The organism is Pseudomonas sp. SZ40, from assembly GCF_052958135.1.
In genome coordinates this window covers 44,408-60,806 of sequence record NZ_JBQWIF010000021.1, presented here as the reverse complement: position 1 = coordinate 60,806, position 16,399 = coordinate 44,408, and the positions used below count along the sequence as shown (strand labels likewise).

16 protein-coding genes and 1 pseudogene are annotated in these 16,399 nt (G+C 62.5%); 1 reads left to right on the top strand and 16 read right to left on the bottom strand.

Features of this window, described 5'->3' with window-relative positions:
* Positions 1–42: 42 nt before the first annotated feature.
* The 13 genes and pseudogenes from trhP to pip form a co-directional block, all read right to left on the bottom strand.
* Positions 43–1,460 (bottom strand): annotated as a pseudogene (gene trhP / locus ACT9T4_RS16875) (prephenate-dependent tRNA uridine(34) hydroxylase TrhP).
* A 213-nt stretch (positions 1,461–1,673) separates the two neighbouring features.
* Positions 1,674–1,976 carry a hypothetical protein gene (locus ACT9T4_RS16870; RefSeq protein ID WP_042554296.1) on the bottom strand — a complete coding sequence of 101 codons (303 nt, stop codon included), beginning with the start codon at positions 1,974–1,976 and terminating at the stop codon, positions 1,674–1,676.
* Between the two features lie 45 nt (positions 1,977–2,021).
* Positions 2,022–3,374, bottom strand: coding sequence for a cell envelope integrity protein CreD (gene creD / locus ACT9T4_RS16865; protein WP_042554295.1), 1,353 nt, complete (start codon positions 3,372–3,374; stop codon positions 2,022–2,024).
* A 192-nt stretch (positions 3,375–3,566) separates the two neighbouring features.
* On the bottom strand, positions 3,567–4,004 hold the full coding sequence (locus tag ACT9T4_RS16860; RefSeq protein ID WP_499118051.1) for a CBS domain-containing protein: 438 nt from the start codon (positions 4,002–4,004) through the stop codon (positions 3,567–3,569).
* 121 nt (positions 4,005–4,125) lie between these two features.
* Positions 4,126–5,547: a two-component system sensor histidine kinase CreC gene (creC, locus tag ACT9T4_RS16855; RefSeq protein WP_499118049.1), complete on the bottom strand. Its 1,422-nt coding sequence runs from the start codon at positions 5,545–5,547 to the stop codon at positions 4,126–4,128.
* Positions 5,548–5,577: 30 nt separating this feature from the next.
* Positions 5,578–6,255, bottom strand: coding sequence for a two-component system response regulator CreB (gene creB / locus ACT9T4_RS16850; RefSeq protein WP_042554340.1), 678 nt, complete (start codon positions 6,253–6,255; stop codon positions 5,578–5,580).
* A 756-nt stretch (positions 6,256–7,011) separates the two neighbouring features.
* Complete coding sequence (locus ACT9T4_RS16845) at positions 7,012–9,042, bottom strand: methyl-accepting chemotaxis protein (RefSeq protein WP_042554292.1); 2,031 nt, start codon at positions 9,040–9,042, stop codon at positions 7,012–7,014.
* Positions 9,043–9,148: 106 nt separating this feature from the next.
* Positions 9,149–9,649: a retropepsin-like aspartic peptidase RloA2 gene (gene rloA2, locus ACT9T4_RS16840; protein ID WP_042554291.1), complete on the bottom strand. Its 501-nt coding sequence runs from the start codon at positions 9,647–9,649 to the stop codon at positions 9,149–9,151.
* A 343-nt stretch (positions 9,650–9,992) separates the two neighbouring features.
* Positions 9,993–10,727, bottom strand: coding sequence for an amino acid ABC transporter ATP-binding protein (locus ACT9T4_RS16835; protein ID WP_499118046.1), 735 nt, complete (start codon positions 10,725–10,727; stop codon positions 9,993–9,995).
* Entirely contained in the window at positions 10,720–11,682 is a 963-nt protein-coding gene (locus tag ACT9T4_RS16830) for an amino acid ABC transporter permease (protein WP_042554289.1), read from the bottom strand. The genes ACT9T4_RS16835 and ACT9T4_RS16830 overlap by 8 nt, the downstream gene beginning before the upstream one ends.
* An 84-nt stretch (positions 11,683–11,766) precedes the next feature.
* Positions 11,767–12,558, bottom strand: coding sequence for a transporter substrate-binding domain-containing protein (locus ACT9T4_RS16825; protein ID WP_042554288.1), 792 nt, complete (start codon positions 12,556–12,558; stop codon positions 11,767–11,769).
* 203 nt (positions 12,559–12,761) lie between these two features.
* Positions 12,762–13,199 carry a D-aminoacyl-tRNA deacylase gene (gene dtd / locus ACT9T4_RS16820; protein ID WP_042554287.1) on the bottom strand — a complete coding sequence of 146 codons (438 nt, stop codon included), beginning with the start codon at positions 13,197–13,199 and terminating at the stop codon, positions 12,762–12,764.
* Positions 13,196–14,167: a prolyl aminopeptidase gene (pip, locus tag ACT9T4_RS16815; RefSeq protein WP_042554286.1), complete on the bottom strand. Its 972-nt coding sequence runs from the start codon at positions 14,165–14,167 to the stop codon at positions 13,196–13,198. Before pip ends, dtd begins: the two co-directional genes overlap by 4 nt.
* 102 nt (positions 14,168–14,269) lie before the next feature.
* Between pip and ACT9T4_RS16810 the strand changes: the two genes are divergently transcribed.
* Positions 14,270–14,701: a hypothetical protein gene (locus tag ACT9T4_RS16810; protein ID WP_499118043.1), complete on the top strand. Its 432-nt coding sequence runs from the start codon at positions 14,270–14,272 to the stop codon at positions 14,699–14,701.
* A 227-nt stretch (positions 14,702–14,928) separates the two neighbouring features.
* On the opposite strand, the gene ACT9T4_RS16805 is transcribed toward ACT9T4_RS16810, so the two are convergent.
* Genes ACT9T4_RS16805 through ACT9T4_RS16795 form a run of 3 tightly spaced genes read right to left on the bottom strand, consistent with a single transcriptional unit; the run spans position 14,929 to position 16,390 of the window.
* The gene (locus ACT9T4_RS16805) at positions 14,929–15,492 is read right to left on the bottom strand and encodes a lipocalin family protein (protein ID WP_179539180.1); all 564 of its coding nucleotides are present in this window, start codon (positions 15,490–15,492) and stop codon (positions 14,929–14,931) included.
* Positions 15,492–15,746: a lipoprotein gene (locus tag ACT9T4_RS16800; protein WP_042554284.1), complete on the bottom strand. Its 255-nt coding sequence runs from the start codon at positions 15,744–15,746 to the stop codon at positions 15,492–15,494. Before ACT9T4_RS16800 ends, ACT9T4_RS16805 begins: the two co-directional genes overlap by 1 nt.
* Before the next feature lie 44 nt (positions 15,747–15,790).
* A complete protein-coding gene (locus tag ACT9T4_RS16795; RefSeq protein ID WP_499118079.1) occupies positions 15,791–16,390 on the bottom strand; it encodes a DUF924 family protein in 600 nt (199 codons plus the stop codon).
* Between the last annotated feature and the right edge of the window lie 9 nt (positions 16,391–16,399).

Genomic DNA, 16,399 nt, shown 5'->3' with positions numbered 1-16,399 from the left:
GCGCGAGGTTGACGTTGCCATCCCGCGAACCCTGCGGCGCGATTAACATCCGCCCGCTTGCCGGCGATGCGATTTGGCAGCGGCAGCCTTGCCGCACTGAATGCCACGGTCCCTTTCATTACCTGCCACACGCGGGTCGATCGAGCCCGGCATCACACATCCCGCATCAGCAACGCGAACTGCAACTCCACGCCTGCCGGCACGGGCAGGTACACGACATGGCCATCGCCGGGCGCGACGGCGATGGTCTCCCACGCTCTGTTTTGCAAACGCTCCAGGGTGAAGCGCAGGTTACCGTTCGGGGTCATCAGCTCCATGCCGTCCCCGACTGCGAAGCGATTCTTGACCCGCACTTCGGCCAGTTCGCCACGGCGCTCGCCGGTGAGCTCACCGACGAACTGCTGGCGCTCGGCGTGCGAGCTGCCGTGCTGGTAGTTCTGATATTCGTCGTGTACATGGCGGCGCAGGAAGCCCTCGGTGTAGCCGCGGTGGGCCAAGGATTCCAGGCTGTCCATCAGGCCGCGGTCGAAGGGCCGGCCCGCCACCGCGTCGTCGATGGCCTGGCGATACACCTGGGCGGTGCGGGCACAGTAGAAATGGGATTTGGTGCGTCCTTCGATCTTCAGCGAGTGCACGCCCATCTTCACCAGTTGCTCGACGTGCTGCACGGCGCGCAGGTCCCGTGAGTTCATGATGTAGGTGCCATGCTCGTCTTCGAACATGGGCATCTGCCCATCGCCATCATCGAGCAGGAATACCTGCTCGCTCGGCGCGCCGATACCCAGGGTAGGCTGCACCTGATGAACGATCTCACCCAATTCGTTCTCACCCGCAGCCTTCACGTCGTACTGCCAGCGGCAGGCATTGGTGCAGGCCCCCTGGTTGGGGTCACGGCGATTGAGGTAGCCCGACAGCAGGCAACGCCCGGAGTAGGCCATGCACAAGGCGCCATGGACGAACACCTCCAGTTCCATGTCCGGTACCTGAGCGCGGATTTCTTCGATCTCCACCAGGGACAACTCCCGCGAGAGGATCACCCGCGTCAATCCCTGCCCCTGCCAGAACGCCACACTGGCCCAGTTCACCGCGTTGGCCTGTACCGAGAGATGGATGGGCACCTGTGGATAACGCCCGCGCACCAGCATGATCAGCCCAGGGTCGGACATGATCAGTGCATCGGGCGCCATGTCGATCACCGGCTGCAAATCGTCCAGAAAGGTCTTCAACTTGGCATTGTGCGGCGCGATGTTGACCACCACGTAGAAGCGCTTGCCCAAGGCATGAGCCTCGCCAATCCCCTGGGCGAGGTTGGCGTGATCGAACTCGTTGTTGCGCACTCGCAGGCTGTAGCGCGGCTGCCCGGCATACACCGCATCGGCGCCATAAGCGAACGCGTAACGCATGTTCTTCAGGCTGCCGGCCGGTGACAGCAGTTCGGGACGAAACACGGAGCTGGGCATGACCACGAGGACTCACGGAAAAACAGGGCCGGCGATTCTAGGGACCTCGGCCACCACGACCATTGATCTGCGTCTATGGCGGCGTACGCTCGACTGGCTTCGGCGACCGTCGGCCATCGGCACCTGCCGGCCAAGGCACGGGAAACAACCGGGCGATGCAGCGTGCCAGTTGCCGCCCTGCGCTGCGCTCTTCACGCAACCCGACGCGGCCACTCATCGCCGGTACCACAGGCGGAAGAAGCCCAGCGCGAACAGCAGAGCGATCTGCATCATCGCCACGCACAGCTGCAGAAACGACTGCACGGCGCTGTTCGTCGGCGCATCGGTCACGCCGGTCAAGGCCGCCCAGAAGGTCTCGGGCAACAGGTGCAGGCCAAGCTGAGCGAAGGGCCAGCCGCTGAGCATCAGCAGCTCGATCCAGTCGAAGCGGCCAGCGAACATCATGGCGATCAGCAGTACGCCGGCGATGCACAGGCCAAGGGCGAAGCAGGCGGAAAATTGCAGTAACAGGCGCATGGCAGTCTCCAGGGGGCGTGCGACCCGCACGCCCCGGCAAGGTGATCAGGGGGTTATCCGGGGTTCACCGCTGGCCGGTCGGCCCACGCCGTACCAGTCGAGCTTGCGGGTCAGCACCATCACGCAGCCCAGTACGCCGAACACCAGCAGCGAGCCCATCAGCAGGGCGTAGTCTTCGGCACCGAGCAGGCCGTAGAGCAGCCCGTACAAGGCCGCCAGCAACACGCCGAAGGCAGCACCTCGCGACCAGCTACGCAACACGCTGCTGACGTAGAAGGTGTTCAGCGCCACGCAGCCCAGAGCGGACAATCCATAGGCGAGGGCAAACCCCAAATGCTCGGACAGCGACAACAACAGCAGGTAGAACAGCGCCAGCGACAGGCCCACCAGGGCGTACTGCACCGGGTGCACGGCCAGGCGCTTGAGCACCTCGAAGAGGAAGAACACGGCGAAGGTCAGGGTGACGAACAGCAGCGCGTACTTGATCGCTCGGTCGGCCTTGAGGTACTGGTCTACCGGCTCGATGAAGCTCACGCCGAACGCCCTGCTCTGCATGGCCGAGCAGGAGCCGCTGACGCAACTGCTCAGGGCATCCTGCATGTCGGTGGCGAAGAAACTGGTCTGCCATTTGGCGGTGAAGCCCTGCTCGGTGACATCGCGCTGGCTCGGCAGGAACTCGCCGACGAAGCTCGGGTGCGGCCAGTCCGAACGCAGGGTTACCTGACTTTCCCGGCCGACCGGGGTGATGCTCAATTGCTCGGTGCCCTGCAGTTTCAGGTCGAAGGCGAAGGTGTAGGCCTGCTCGTCACGGCTGTCACGCGCTGGTAGTGGAACGTGCACGCCGCTGCCGAAGCTTTCGTCGCCGCTGCCCGGCTCGAAGCTCAGGCTGGCTCCGTTGAGCTGCAGCTTGAGGTCATTGCCGATGCCACGCACATCGCTGATGCCGACGGCCACGAAAGGATCGCCGAAACGAAAGGCCTCGACATCGCTGACTCCGTAGTTGGCCGGCACCCGGAACTCGCCGCTGACGTTGCTATCGCTGTGATACAGGCGCGCCTGATAGATACCGCGGTAACGCAGCTCGGTGCGCACATCGCCATCGAGGGTGAAACGCTCCGGCAGGAAGTACAGGCGGCCCTGTTCGATCGACTCCTCCTGATAACGCTCTTCACTGTCCTTGCGGGTTTTCCAGGTAAGCACTCTCTTGCGATAGGGCACCACCAGAATCGGCCCGGTGATCTGCTGGGCGTAACTGGAGCTGCGGGCGATATCGCGCAGCACGTCGTTACGCAGACTCTGGCGTTCATTGACCAGGCCATCGATCAGCAACAGGGGAATCATCAACAACAGAATCAACAGGGCGATGGTGCCCAGTTTCAACATCAGGCTTCGGTTCATGGCACAGCGCTCCGTGCAGTTGGGATGCACGCAGTCTGGCCACGCCCCATGGAGGCAGCGTGGAGTAGAGATGGAGATTGTGTGGCGATTGTGCGGTTAGCCAGACGCTTGAGGCGCCTGAGCGGAAACGGCAGACGGATGATCCGGCGTCAGGAAACGCCGATCGTCACCGTCTGCGGGCGACGGCGGGGCTCACTCACCGCGGATGTACTGTTCCAGATGCTGAATCAGGTCTTCCTGGGCGCTGATGATGTCCTTAACCAGGTCGCCAATCGACAGCAGGCCGATCAGTTGGCCATCATCCACCACAGGCAGGTGACGAAGGCGGCCACTGGTCATCAGCTCCATGCAGCGTCGGCTGTCTTCCCCGCTGGTCACGGTGATCACCTTGCTGGTCATGATGTCACTGACCTTGAGATTGTTCGGCGAACGCTCCTGCACGGCCACCTTGCGCACATAGTCGCGCTCGCTGACGATACCGGCCAGGCGCTCGCCCTCGAGCACCACGAGGGCACCGATCCCCTTCTCGGCCATCAGCTTCACCGCTACGAATACACTGCTGTCTGGGGCGACGCTGTATACGTTGGAAATGGGTTTGCTTTTCAGCACTTCGGCCACGGTCTTTTTCATGCGCGTTCTTCCTGTCCCGGTCGATTGGCGATCCGTTTCAGAATAGCCAAAGCGCAGGCTTCTGTGCGAGGGGCATATCGGGCGCGTCGCCGCCAGCATCGTCGGCGTCGTTGCAACGGGCTCAGCGCGCGAAGCGCACACTCACTTCCACGCCATCGGCGACATTGGCGATACTCAGCGTCGCGTCATGCAGATCGACCACTTCCTGCACGAAGTTGAGCCCCAGGCCGGTGCTCTTGCGTCCGGTAGCTGGCCGCGCCAGGGAGTAGAAGCGCTCGGTCAGGCGCGGCAGCGCGTAGTCGGGAATCGCCGGCCCCTGATTGAACAGACGCAGCAACAGGTGGTTATCATCGCTTTCGCTGAAAAAGCGGATCAACCCGCCCACCGGTGTGAAGTCCAGGGCATTGTCGAGCAGATTGGCCAACGCCTGACGCAGCAGGAAACGCTCGCCCAGCACCGCGTGGCTGGTCGCCACAAGGTTATCCACACGCAGGGCGCTGCGTTCCACACGCGCCATCTGCGCCTGCACGAGACTGTCGATCAGCGGCTGCAGCGGTACCGCCACGCGCTCCTCCAGGCCCTGGCGCTGTTCGACCTGAGCCAGATGCAGCAGGCGCTCGATGAGGTTCTGCAACCGCTCGCTTTCCTCCGCGATATTGGCCACGAAACGCTGACGCTGGGCTTCGGGCATATCGGCCTCCAGCAACTCGGCGGCCCCGCGAATCGCCGCCAGGGGGCTTTTCAGCTCATGGGTAAGGGTGTGCACGTAGCGCTCGACGTAGGCCTTGCCCTCCAGCTCGGTGCGCATGCGCTCGACCGCCTGGGCCAACTGCCCGAGCTCACCGCCACTAACCTGGGGCAGCTCCGCTCTCTGCCCCTCGCTGACAGCCTGTGCATAACGGGTCAGGCGCCGCAGCGAGCCGCTGAGCCACCAGCTGAGCAGACCGCCGATCAGCAAACCCAGGCCGATCAGCCCCGCGCCCAGCCAGCCAAGGCGCCGCTGCGAGCGCTCGATATAGGGCTGCAGCGTGCGATTCGGCTTGGCCACCGACACCACGCCGAGAATACGTCCGCCGTCGATGATGGGCGCCGCCACATACATCACCGAAGAATCCGGATCGCTGGGGTCTTCACGGGTCGAGCGCACGCCGTAGCGCCCCTGCAGCGTCAGGTAGACGTCGTTCCAGCGCGAGTAGTCCTGGCCCACTGCCAAGGCGCTGGAGTCGAGCAGCACGACACCGCGATCGTCGGTGACGTAGATGCGATGGTTGACCTGGTTCTTCGGCACCCCCCAGATCTGCGCCTGGGGCTGACGCAGTCCATAGGCCTTGAGCAGTTCGGGCAGTCGCCCCTGGGTCAGATGACCTGATTTGACATCCTCGCGGAGGATCTCGGCCAGCAGGTGCGCGGTATCGACCAGGGTTTCCTCGGTGGACTGACGCACACCCGGACGGATTTCCTCCATCACCGTGCTCAGCACGAACCAGCCGGACAAACCCACGAACAGGAAATACACCAGGAAGATACGTACCCCGAGCGGCATCAGCGAAACTCCTGAGAGATGAGCATCGGCCTACTCCAGCTTCAGGCTGTAGCCCAGGCCACGGTGGGTCTGGATCGGCTCGGCCTGGGGCGCGACCTGGCGCAGCTTGGCACGCAGGCTCTTGATGTGGCTGTCGATATTGCGCTCGTAACCGACATCCGCCGCGACGCCCAGGGCATCGAGCAACTGCTCGCGGCTAAAGACGCGTTCCGGTTGACCGAGCAGGCATTGCAGCAGCTGAAACTCCAAACGGGTCAGACTCAGGGTATGGCCGTGATAATCGATGCGCACCCGCTCGCTGTCGAGTCGGAACGGCCCATCGACGGCTCTGCCGGCGACCTCGCGAGGGCCGACACGTTTGAGGATGGCTTTGACACGGGCCGCCACTTCACGGGGGCTGAAGGGCTTGACCACATAATCGTCCGCGCCGATTTCCAGGCCCACCACGCGGTCGATCTCATCGTTGCGCGCGGTGAGGAACATCACCGGCACTTCGGAAAAGCGCCGCAGTCGTTTGCAGGCTTCGAAACCGCTGATATCCGGTAGCCCAACATCGAGAATCACCAGATCGAAGGCTTCACGCTCCAACAGCGTCAGCGCTTCATCGGCCAGGGTCGACCAGCGTGTAGCGAAACCCTCGGCTTGCAGGGCGTACACCAGGGTATCGGCAATCGCGGCTTCATCTTCGACGATCAGGATGGTCGCCATGGTGGCATCCTTGCAGCACTCGGGCTGCGGAGCCTGCGCGAGGCCACCGCCCTCGTCAATAGTCAGCACCTCCAACGGCTATGCACAAAAGACGTGGATCAATCTGTGGATAAGCTCGGCATGAAGCGCTGAAGCCCTCGGATACCGGGCGCCACGGCCAAGCGATCATTATTTGATCAATGACTTACCCACAGACCTGATTCTGCCAAACCTTTGTAAACAAAGCATTTTAGTCAACAGATTAATGCATCTTCGGCATCATGGATCGGTGCACAATTTACGTGGACGAAGCTGTGGATAATCTTTGTATGAACAGCGCGACACCAAGTGATACGTGGCCTGCCAGGCATCGTACATTTTATGACCAGCCCCGGTAAGCCCATGAAAATGGTTGAAAAATCCGAACGACAGGTTCGCGTGGCGTCAACAGATGCCAAAGCATGATTCATCTATGCACAGTTGTGGTGGAGTAATCTGTGGATAAGCTCGGGATGACAGGTGGCAGGGCTAGCCGGGTGGGGCCTGCAGAGAGCTGTGCAATTTTCGAACAGGCTTTCCAAAAGCCTTTGAATTCGGTGTATTCGCTTGACATGAGGTGTTCGAACAGGGGTCGAAACTGCGGCTGACCAGGCTGTTCTCTGTACACAGTTACCGTGGAAGAACCTGTGGACAACCCTGGGAATAGTCGCTGCAGGCCATGCGTGGCATGGCCTGCAGAGAACCGCTCACTTTTTGAGCGGCGCGGCCGCGATGCGATCAATCCACCCGGAAACGCCCGGTGTTCTGCGCCAGGCTTTCACTGCCCCGGCGCAGTTGCTCGCTGGCGTTACTGACCATGCGCGCCCCGTCGAGCAGAGCGGTAGCCGCGTGGTCGACCTGTTGGATGTTGTGGCTGACCTCATCCGCGGTAGCGGCCTGCTGCTCGGCAGCCGTAGCGATCTGCGCCAAACGATCACTGACCCGCTGCACCGACTCGACGATGCCATCGAGATCCGCGCTCATCGCCAGTACGTTGCCCACATCGCCTTCGGCCTGTTGCATGGCCTGCTCCATTTCGGTGACCGACTGGCCGACCACCTTGTGCAGATCACCCACCGTCTGAGCGATTTCCGCCGTGGAATTCTGCGTCCGTTGCGACAATGAACGAACCTCATCGGCGACCACGGCAAAGCCACGCCCCTGCTCACCCGCCCGCGCCGCCTCGATGGCGGCGTTGAGCGCCAGCAGGTTGGTCTGCTCGGCGATGCCCTTGATCACGTCGACCACCCGAGTGATCTGCTCGGTCTGCTTGCGCAGTTGCTGCAGGGTCGTGGCGCTGCCCGCCAGACGGCCACTGAGCTCACGCATGCTGGCGCTGGTGCGGGCACTGCGCAGGTTGCTCTGGTTGGCGATCTCACGGGTCTGACCGGCTTCCTGAGCGGCCTGTTCGCAACTCTGCGCCACACTCTGGGCGGTAGCTGCCATCTGCGTGGCCGCCGTGGCGATCTGGCTCATCTGCGCCTGCTGCTGTTCGACCGCTGCCAGGGAGCTGCTGGCCTGGTTGCCGAGGCCCTGAACCGTCTGGTCAAGCTGCTGACCTTCGCGGCCAACGCCCTGCATGGAGTCGCGCAACTGGGCGACCGCACTATTGAGCGCCGTGGAGATCGCCGCCAGATCGTCGGCGCCGTGTACCTGCATGCGAACCCGCAGATCACCGTCGCGCAGACCCTCGGTAGCCTGGATGATGCCGGTGGTGCTGCGGCGGATCGAGGCGTTCAGGCACAGCAGCAGATACAGCGCCAGAATGGTCAGCGCGGCGAAGATCAGCACGGTTTGCAGCATGTCCTGCCGGGCCTGGTCTCGGTAATCGCCAAGGCTGGCGTTGAACTGTTCGAACACCGCCTGACGCAGCCCCAGCAGTTGTTCCTGCAACGTCTGCACGTGCTGCACGAACTGAGCAGGCTGCATCACCATGGGGCTGGCCTCGAACATGTCACGGTCGACCTCGCCGAGGAAGCCCTGCAGGCCCTGTTCGGCTTGCGCGAAAGGCTGTTGCAGGCGGACCATGGCGGCTGCCGAGGTGCGCTCCAACGCGGTGCGCGCCTTGGCCATCTGCGCACCAGATTGTTCCAGCGAGCGGCGCAGGTCACGCACGGCTACCCGGTTCTGCAAGGTGAAATGCTGGGCGACCAGCGACCCGTAGCCCTGACTGGCGAAACTGCCGAGGTTCTCCGCCAGGCGTGGAAGCGTTAGCGTCAGTTGCTCCATCATCAGATAGGTATCGAGGTACGGATCGAGTATCAAGCCGCTATCGGTAGCGACCAGCTCACGTAGCACCACCAGGCGCGAGAGGGTGTTCTGGTAACGCTCCAGCGCGTCGAGCAGTGCCATTTTACCCAGCACGGCCAGATCCAACTCACCAAGCGATACCCGCAACGCATCGAGCTGGCGCTCGGTTTCGTCGCTCAGAGGAGTCAGTTTCAGTTGCTCGGTGGCTGCAGCCAGCGCCTCGCCGAGCTTGCTGCCGCGCTCACGCAGCAGGCCTTCGGCAGCCTTTTCGTTGCCCTTCCAGCGGGCCAGCAGAAAGCGCTGTTCGAGCAGCTCCTGCTCCACGGCACCCAGAGCGTGAACGCCCTGCATACCGTCAAACTCGCGGTTCAGGATCTCGATACGCTCCAGATTGCTGCTCAGCATTACCCAGAGCGCATAGCCCAGGGGAATGACGAACAGCACGAACAGCAACTGGAACTTGCGGGCGAAACTGACGCGTTCCAGCACGCGCACACCCGGCTTGAGCAATCCCCACATAACCCACCTCGAAACAGGTACCACAGACACACAACGCCGTGGCAATGTGCCATTTCGAGGCAAGAATCACACCGGATAGCCAATATTGGAAGTGCAGACTAGCGATTCAGCACTTGGGCCGCTCGACGGTATAGCGGCTGGCAGGATCGATGGCAGCGTCCAGCTTGCGAATGGCACTCGCGCCGATCAGCAGTGGATAGTCGAAGTGGCTGCGATCGGTCAGGTTGACCTCGATGGTGCGCCGCTCTTCGCCCAGGCAGATATCCATGTCGACCACGGGCCGCGCGGAGTAGGAAGGCTCATCGGAACTGCCCTCTTCTGCGCGATTCTTGATTTCGGTGACGCGGGCCAGGGGCTTCTCGAAGACCTGATCATTGGCATCGTCGATGGCCAGGCGGAAACGCACCCAGTCTTCGCCATCACGCTGGAACTGCTCGATATCGCGAGCCGACAATGAGGCGGTCATCGCCCCGGTGTCCATCTTGGCCTTGAGAGTCTGGCCGATCTGCGGCAGTTGGATGTATTCGTAGCGACCGTACAGGGTCGGCTGATTGGCCATTGCCGGCAGAGTAATGACAGCAGCCAGCAGGGCTAGAACGGTTTTCACGCCAGAGAGTCCTTATGCTGAATGGAGAGCATTGGGACTGGTTCAGGAGCGGATGGTTCTAAAAACCTGACAGACAATCATTGCCCAAAACGGTGCCCAAGGCCCGCGACGAGGCGATAGCGGACTCTCGATCTGGTGGGCTGAAGCCCACCCTACAGCCCCAGACAATCGTTGTACGGTAGCGGCGCCGTGGGGCCGGAACATGGCGATAGCGGACCTTCGATTTGGTGGGCTAAAGCCCACCCTACAGCTAGATGCGCGGCTGTAGGGTGGGCTTTAGCCCACCAATTGGCCCCCGACTACGAACGGCTGCTTTCGCCTTAAAACGCCCCTGCCCGTCGCGCTACAGCACCTGACGCAAAAAAGCCTGCGCGCGTGGGTCCTTCGGTTGTGCGAAGAACTCTACGGGCGGTGCGTCTTCCAGCAATTTGCCGTGATCGAAGAACAGCACGCGGTCCGCCACTTCACGGGCGAAGCCCATTTCGTGGGTGACGCAGACCATGGTCATGCCTTCGACGGCCAGTTGCTTCATCACGTCGAGCACCTCACCGACCATTTCCGGGTCGAGGGCCGAGGTTGGCTCGTCGAACAGCATCACCTTGGGGTCCATGCACAGGGCCCGGGCGATGGCCACACGTTGCTGCTGACCGCCGGACAGCCGCGACGGAAACTCGCCAGCCTTCTGGCCGATACCCACCTTGTCCAGCAACGCACGGGCCTTGGCCTCGCGCTCGGCCTTGCCGCGCTTGCGTACCACTTTCTGCGCCAGGCAGAGGTTTTCCAGTACGGTCATGTGCGGGAACAGGTTGAAGTGCTGGAACACCATGCCGACTTCCCGGCGGTAGGCGTTGATATCGGTTTTCGGGTTGGCCAGGTCGAGGCCGTCGATACTCACCGAACCGTCGTCGAGCTCCTCCAGGCCGTTGAGGCAGCGCAGGAAAGTCGACTTGCCGGAGCCGGACGGGCCAATCACCACCAGCACTTCACCGCGCGCCACCTGGGTGGTCACACCGTCGACGGCGCGAACCTGTTGACCGCGGGCGTCGAATACCTTGATCAGATCACGGACTTCAATCACTTTGCGCGAGCCTCCGTTCCAGGCGATTGGCGATCTGCGACAACGGCAGGTTGATCACCAGATAGAGTGCGGCCACGCAGAACCAGATCTCGAACGTGGAGAACGAGGTGGTAATGGCTTCTCGACCGCTCTTGGTCAGTTCGGTAATGGCAATCACCGAGACCAGCGAGGTGTCCTTGACCAGGCTGATGAACTGCCCGGCCAGTGGTGGCAGCACCCGTTTGAAGGCCTGCGGCAGGATCACGTGGCGCATCGATTGCGCCGCGCTCAGCCCGAGAGAGCGTGCCGCCTCGTCCTGACCGCGAACGATGGACTGCACGCCGGCACGCACGATCTCGCCCACGTAGGCGCCGGTGAACAGCGCCAGCGCCGCTACCCCGGCGAATTCGCGAGACAGGTTGAGTACCGTGCCGATGAAGAAATAGAAGATGAAAATCTGCACCAGCAGCGGCGTTCCGCGTACCAGCTCGACGTAGACCGTCGACAGGTGACGCAGCGTCGGGTTGGCCGAGAGTCGGCACAGGCCGGTGACCAGCCCGATCAACAGGCCAAACACGCCCGCCGCCACGGATATCCACAGCGTCGTCCAGAGGCCCCAGAGCAAGGGGCCGGCGGCCCAGTGACGATTGACGCCGATGACATCGCCCTCGGCGACATCGTCACCTTCACTGAACTGCAGGCTGTCGCTTGCCACGCTCAGTTGCTGCTGCTCACCGCTTTCGCCAAGCAGCGTGACCAGTGCCTCGTCACCCTGCCGGCTGACGCTCTCGACGCGGCTGTAGTCAGCCGCCCGTTGCGCCTCTTCAGCGTGATAGGCGAAGTACTGGGGAACGCGATTCCAGCGCCACTCATAGGAAATCAGCGAGGTGGAATACCAGATAAGCACGGCGCCCACGACCAGGATCAGACCGGTCAGCAGGTGCCAGGGCCACTGGGCTTTCTTCTGTTTAGCCACGGCGAGTGTCTACCCATTGAGTTGCAAACATGACAGCGCGCGGACGAGCCGCGCGCTGGGTACAGCGGAGCAGAGCGGTAGGCCCTATTCCATATCCTTGAGCCAGTTGGTGCTCTTGAACCACTTGGCATGGATACGATCGTAGGTGCCGTCTTCGCGGATCTGGTGCAGCCAGTTGTTGATCCAGTTGATGCTGTCGTAGTCACCCTTCTTCAGGCCGAAGGCCAGAGGCTCGAAGGTGAAGGGCTCGTCGAGGAACACCAGCTTGCCAGCGCCGGCCTTGTTCACCGCGACGACGTTGTACGGCGCGTCGTAGATGAAGGCATCGGCCTTGCCGTTGACCACGTCCATCACCGCTTCCTGCTCGTTGTCGAAACCGCTGTACTTGGCCTGGGCGATCAGCTTCTTGGCGACCATCTCACCGGTGGTACCGATCTTCGAGGTGATGCGGTAGTCGGCGCTGTTCAGGTCCTTGTAGCTCTTGACCTTGTCTGCCAGCTCCTTGCGAATCAGCAGGGTCTGACCGACCACGATGAAGGGCTCGGAGAAGTTGATGCGCAGGTTGCGCTCCTGAGTCAGGGTCATGCCCGAGCCGATCATGTCGAACTTGTCGGTCAGCAGTGCCGGGATGATGCCGTCATAGGAGGTCGACACCAGCTCAAGCTTGACGCCCATGGCCTTGGTCATGGCCTTGAGCAGGTCGACTTCGAAGCCGATGATCTCGCCACGCTTGTTGGTCATTTCGAAGGGCATGTAGGTCGGGTCCATACCGACGCGCAGGGTTCCGCGCTTGACCGCGTCATCGATGACGCCAGCCTGGGCGAGGCCGGTGAAGGCGCAGACGGATAACAACAGTGAGGCGACAAGCTTTTTCATTCTTGCTCCTGAGGGGCAGACAGTCATGAGCGCCCGAATAGCATCACGCACCGTGCTGGTGCAGGTGCAGGTGATAGGCCATGGGCGGAAAGGCGGCGCGGCATGCTAACCGTGATCGAAGCAGATAGCGAGATATCAACGCCTGATCAGCGACAAACAGTACCAGCCAGAGGCGTACGGGAGAGCAAGAAGCAGGCCAGGCGTCAGGTTTCCAGCAGAAAGGTCACTGGCCCATCGTTGATCAGATGCACCTGCATGTCCGCGCCGAAACGCCCGCTGGCGACCTGAGGATGCTGCGCGCGGGCCTGCTCGAGCAGATGAGCGAACAGCGCCTCACCCTGGGCAGGTGGCGCGGCGGTGGAAAAGCCCGGGCGCAGTCCGCTGCGGGTATCGGCAGCCAGGGTGAACTGTGACACCAGCAGCAGACCGCCACCGACATCCTTGAGCGACAGGTTCATCTTGCCCGCTTCGTCGCTGAACACCCGGTAGTTGAGCAACTTGTGCAGCAGCTTGGCGCAACTGGCCTCGCTGTCCTGCGGCTCGACGCCAACCAGCACCAGCAGGCCCTGATCGATGGCACCGACGGTGTCTCCGGCGACGTCGACCCTGGCGCTGACGACGCGCTGCAGCAGCGCCTTCACGCTTCGTCCGGTGCCAGGTCGAGCAGGCGATGAGCGATTTCGTCGGCGGCGCGCACCAGTGCATCGGCGATGCCCGGCTCGGCAGCGGCATGGCCTGCCTCGCGGATGATCTGCAGCTCGCTGTTGGGCCACGCCTGGTGCAGCGCCCAGGCGTTGTCCAGGGGGCAGATCACGTCATAACGGCCATGCACGATGATGCCCGGCAGGTGGGCGATCTTCGGCATGTCGCGCAGCAACTGGTTGGGTTCGAGGAAGGCATCGTTGACGAAATAGTGGCATTCGATCCGTGCGATCGACAGCGCACGCAGGCTTTCGGCGAAACGGTCGACCACCTGCGGGTTGGGCCGCAGCGTGGCGGTGCGCCCTTCCCAGCACGACCAGGCCTTGGCCGCGTGCATCTGCGCGATCTGGTCGGCGCCGGTCAGGCGTTTGTAGAACGCCTGCATGAGGTCGCCCTGCTCTTCGGCTGGAATCGGCGCCAGGTAATCCTGCCAGTAATCGGGGAACAGCCGGCTGGCGCCCTCCTGGTAGAACCATTTGAACTCTTGCGGCCGGCACAGGAAGATGCCCCGCAGGATCAGCGCGTGTACGCGGTCCGGGTGGGTCTGGGCATAGGCCAGCGACAGGGTCGAGCCCCAGGAACCGCCGAACAGCACCCATTTGTCGATGCCCAGGTGCTCACGGATACGCTCCATGTCGGCCACCAGATCCCAGGTGGTGTTGTTTTCCAGGCTGGCGTGGGGCGTCGAGCGGCCACAGCCGCGCTGATCGAAGGTGACGATGCGATACAGGTTGGGATCGAAGTAGCAGCGGCTCGCCGCATCGCAACCGGCGCCAGGGCCGCCATGCACGAACAGCACCGGCAGACCATCCGCCGAGCCGCTCTCATCGACATAGAGAACGTGCGGGGCGTCTACCGCCAACTCGTGACGGGCGTACGGTTTGATCTCCGGATACAGCGTCTGCATGGTGCGCTCCTGAGGAAGATTTGAGATAGGCTCGGGCCGCCCGCACGTCGAATGGGCTGTTGCGCTCGTCCGGGCATCATAACCATGAAAAAGGAATTCAGCATGTCGATCCGGAAATTTGCCCTGCCCCTGCTGTTCGCCATCCTGTTGGCGGGGTGCCGCGAGGACGATGACCCGCAGGCAGCGCTCGAGGCGGCCGTGCAGCAGTTGCAGGACAATCTGCAGGCGAAGAAGACCGCTGCCGTACTCGATCAACTGCACGGCGAGTTTCTCGCCCAGCAGGTCAATGATCGCGACTGGGCAAAACGCACCATGACGCTGCTGTTCCTGCGCCATAACAACGTCAAGGTAATCGCCCTGGGCAAGGACAGCCGAGTCGACGCTACCTACCGCGACAAGGGCTACACCGACGCGCAGGTGGCACTGACCGGCGCCGAGGGCCTGATTCCCGACAGCGCACGGCATTTCAGCGTGAAGCTCGAATGGTGGCAGGACGATGGAGAATGGAAGCTGGCACGGCTGGAATGGGATTGAGGCGTCGTCGGCATATAAGCCGAGATCGTTTGGAGGGCGAGGCAACGCTCTACAACTGCGCGGCCTGACAGGCCAATGCACGGCGCCGCTTCACCCACCCTGCAGTGACGGCGCACGACCGATTGATGCGTCGCGCCGCCGGCGCAGGGTGGGTCAAGGCGTGATCGATCTGGTGGGATCGCTCGATACACATCGCCGCGGCCCACCCTCTGCGGATGAACGACCTCTCAACGTGCCGGTTTGGCACCTTCGCGCCAGATCAGCTCGTCGGTGTCGTACCCCTGGGCGCGGGCCACCGAAAGGATTTCATCGCGAACTTCATCGGAGATTTTCGGGGTGCGCGAGAGCAGCCACAGGTACTTGCGGTTCGGATGGCCGACCAGCGCGGTCTGGTACTCGTCATCCAGATCCAGCACCCAATACTCGCCCTTGCTCACGCCCGGCAGCAGACGGCTGAACCAGTTGTCGAAGGTGACCCAGAGCTTGTCGGTCTTGCCCTCGACCTGAGGTACGGCGCGACCTTCGACCTGCTGCCACTCACCATCGGCATTGCGGCAACGGTTGGTCACCGACACGCTGCCATCATCCTGCAGGCCGTAGCGCGCTTCGGACTCCACGCAATTGCGCTGGAAGAACATCGGCAGGCGCGCCACCTCGTACCAGGTGCCCTGATAACGCTCGAGATCGACCGACTCGACGGTTTTCGGTGGCGCCACGCCAGTGCCGGAATTGGCACAGCCGACCAACAATGCGGCGCCCAGCGCCAGGCAACTCATCGCAAGCTTGTTCATCACTTCAACCCTTTGGCAGAGAACATCATCACCTTGTCACCGGCGTACTGAACGCTGATGAAGCTCACCTGGTCGCCCCAGGTGCAGCTGGACATGCCGAGCGCGCCGGAACACTCCGTGGCGGTACCGAGCAGGTCTTCGACTTCTGCCTTGGTCATGCCCGAGTAGAGTTTGGCGTAATTGTCCTGATTGACCTTGCCGCAGGCCGCCAGAACGACGCAGGTCGCCAGCAGCACGAGAGAACGCAAGCGCATGAGGGGTAACTCCAGTAGTCCAGTTGTCACATGCCGGTTCGACGTCAGAAGCTCGAGCCCGGTTCCAGCAGAAAGCGCAACTCGGCATCGGTACTGCTGCGCCCGAGGGTTTCGTTGCGATGGGGGAAGCGCCCGAAGCGCTCGATGATGCGCAGATGCCGTTCAGCGTAGTCGAGAAAGCCGGCGAACAGCTCACGCTCGGCGTCCGCTGCAGACTCGCTCAGTTCGCCGAACAGTTGCATGGCGCGCAGCTGCTGAGGAACGCTTTCGGCATGTTCGAACACCAGGTAGATGAATACCCGCTGGATCGCCGGCAACTGCCGATCCCAGCCGAGGGTGACGCCTTCTTCGACCAGCGGTTGCGCCAGCGCATCGCCGGCAAAGGCCAGAGGCGTGTCGCGATAGATCATGCGTGGCAGCTGGTCGAGCAACAGTACCTTGGCCAGCCAACCGCGAGGATCGGCCGACCACTCCTGCAGCCCGCCAGCGAGCGCCTGTTCGACCAAGGCGCCAAAGCGCTCACGCGCCTCGGCATCCTGCTCGTCACGCTTGCCGAACCACAGCCCGTCGCGTGCGGCGGCAGCTTCCACAGCCGAAGTGGAAGAGCCGAACCACCAGTCCAGCAAGGACTCCCAGGGCTGCATCTGCATCGA

Excerpts from the sequence above, each read along its gene's own strand:
- pip (WP_042554286.1), bottom strand. The coding sequence starts at position 14,167 with ATGCAGACGCTGTATCCGGAGATCAAACCGTACGCCCGTCACGAGTTG.
- ACT9T4_RS16825 (WP_042554288.1), bottom strand. The coding sequence starts at position 12,558 with ATGAAAAAGCTTGTCGCCTCACTGTTGTTATCCGTCTGCGCCTTCACC.
- creB (WP_042554340.1), bottom strand. The coding sequence starts at position 6,255 with ATGGCGACCATCCTGATCGTCGAAGATGAAGCCGCGATTGCCGATACC.
- ACT9T4_RS16800 (WP_042554284.1), bottom strand. The coding sequence starts at position 15,746 with ATGCGCTTGCGTTCTCTCGTGCTGCTGGCGACCTGCGTCGTTCTGGCG.
- ACT9T4_RS16805 (WP_179539180.1), bottom strand. The coding sequence starts at position 15,492 with ATGAACAAGCTTGCGATGAGTTGCCTGGCGCTGGGCGCCGCATTGTTG.
- ACT9T4_RS16870 (WP_042554296.1), bottom strand. The coding sequence starts at position 1,976 with ATGCGCCTGTTACTGCAATTTTCCGCCTGCTTCGCCCTTGGCCTGTGC.
- creD (WP_042554295.1), bottom strand. The coding sequence starts at position 3,374 with ATGAACCGAAGCCTGATGTTGAAACTGGGCACCATCGCCCTGTTGATT.
- ACT9T4_RS16845 (WP_042554292.1), bottom strand. The coding sequence starts at position 9,042 with ATGTGGGGATTGCTCAAGCCGGGTGTGCGCGTGCTGGAACGCGTCAGT.
- creC (WP_499118049.1), bottom strand. The coding sequence starts at position 5,547 with ATGCCGCTCGGGGTACGTATCTTCCTGGTGTATTTCCTGTTCGTGGGT.
- ACT9T4_RS16795 (WP_499118079.1), bottom strand. The coding sequence starts at position 16,390 with ATGCAGCCCTGGGAGTCCTTGCTGGACTGGTGGTTCGGCTCTTCCACT.
- ACT9T4_RS16860 (WP_499118051.1), bottom strand. The coding sequence starts at position 4,004 with ATGAAAAAGACCGTGGCCGAAGTGCTGAAAAGCAAACCCATTTCCAAC.
- ACT9T4_RS16810 (WP_499118043.1), top strand. The coding sequence starts at position 14,270 with ATGTCGATCCGGAAATTTGCCCTGCCCCTGCTGTTCGCCATCCTGTTG.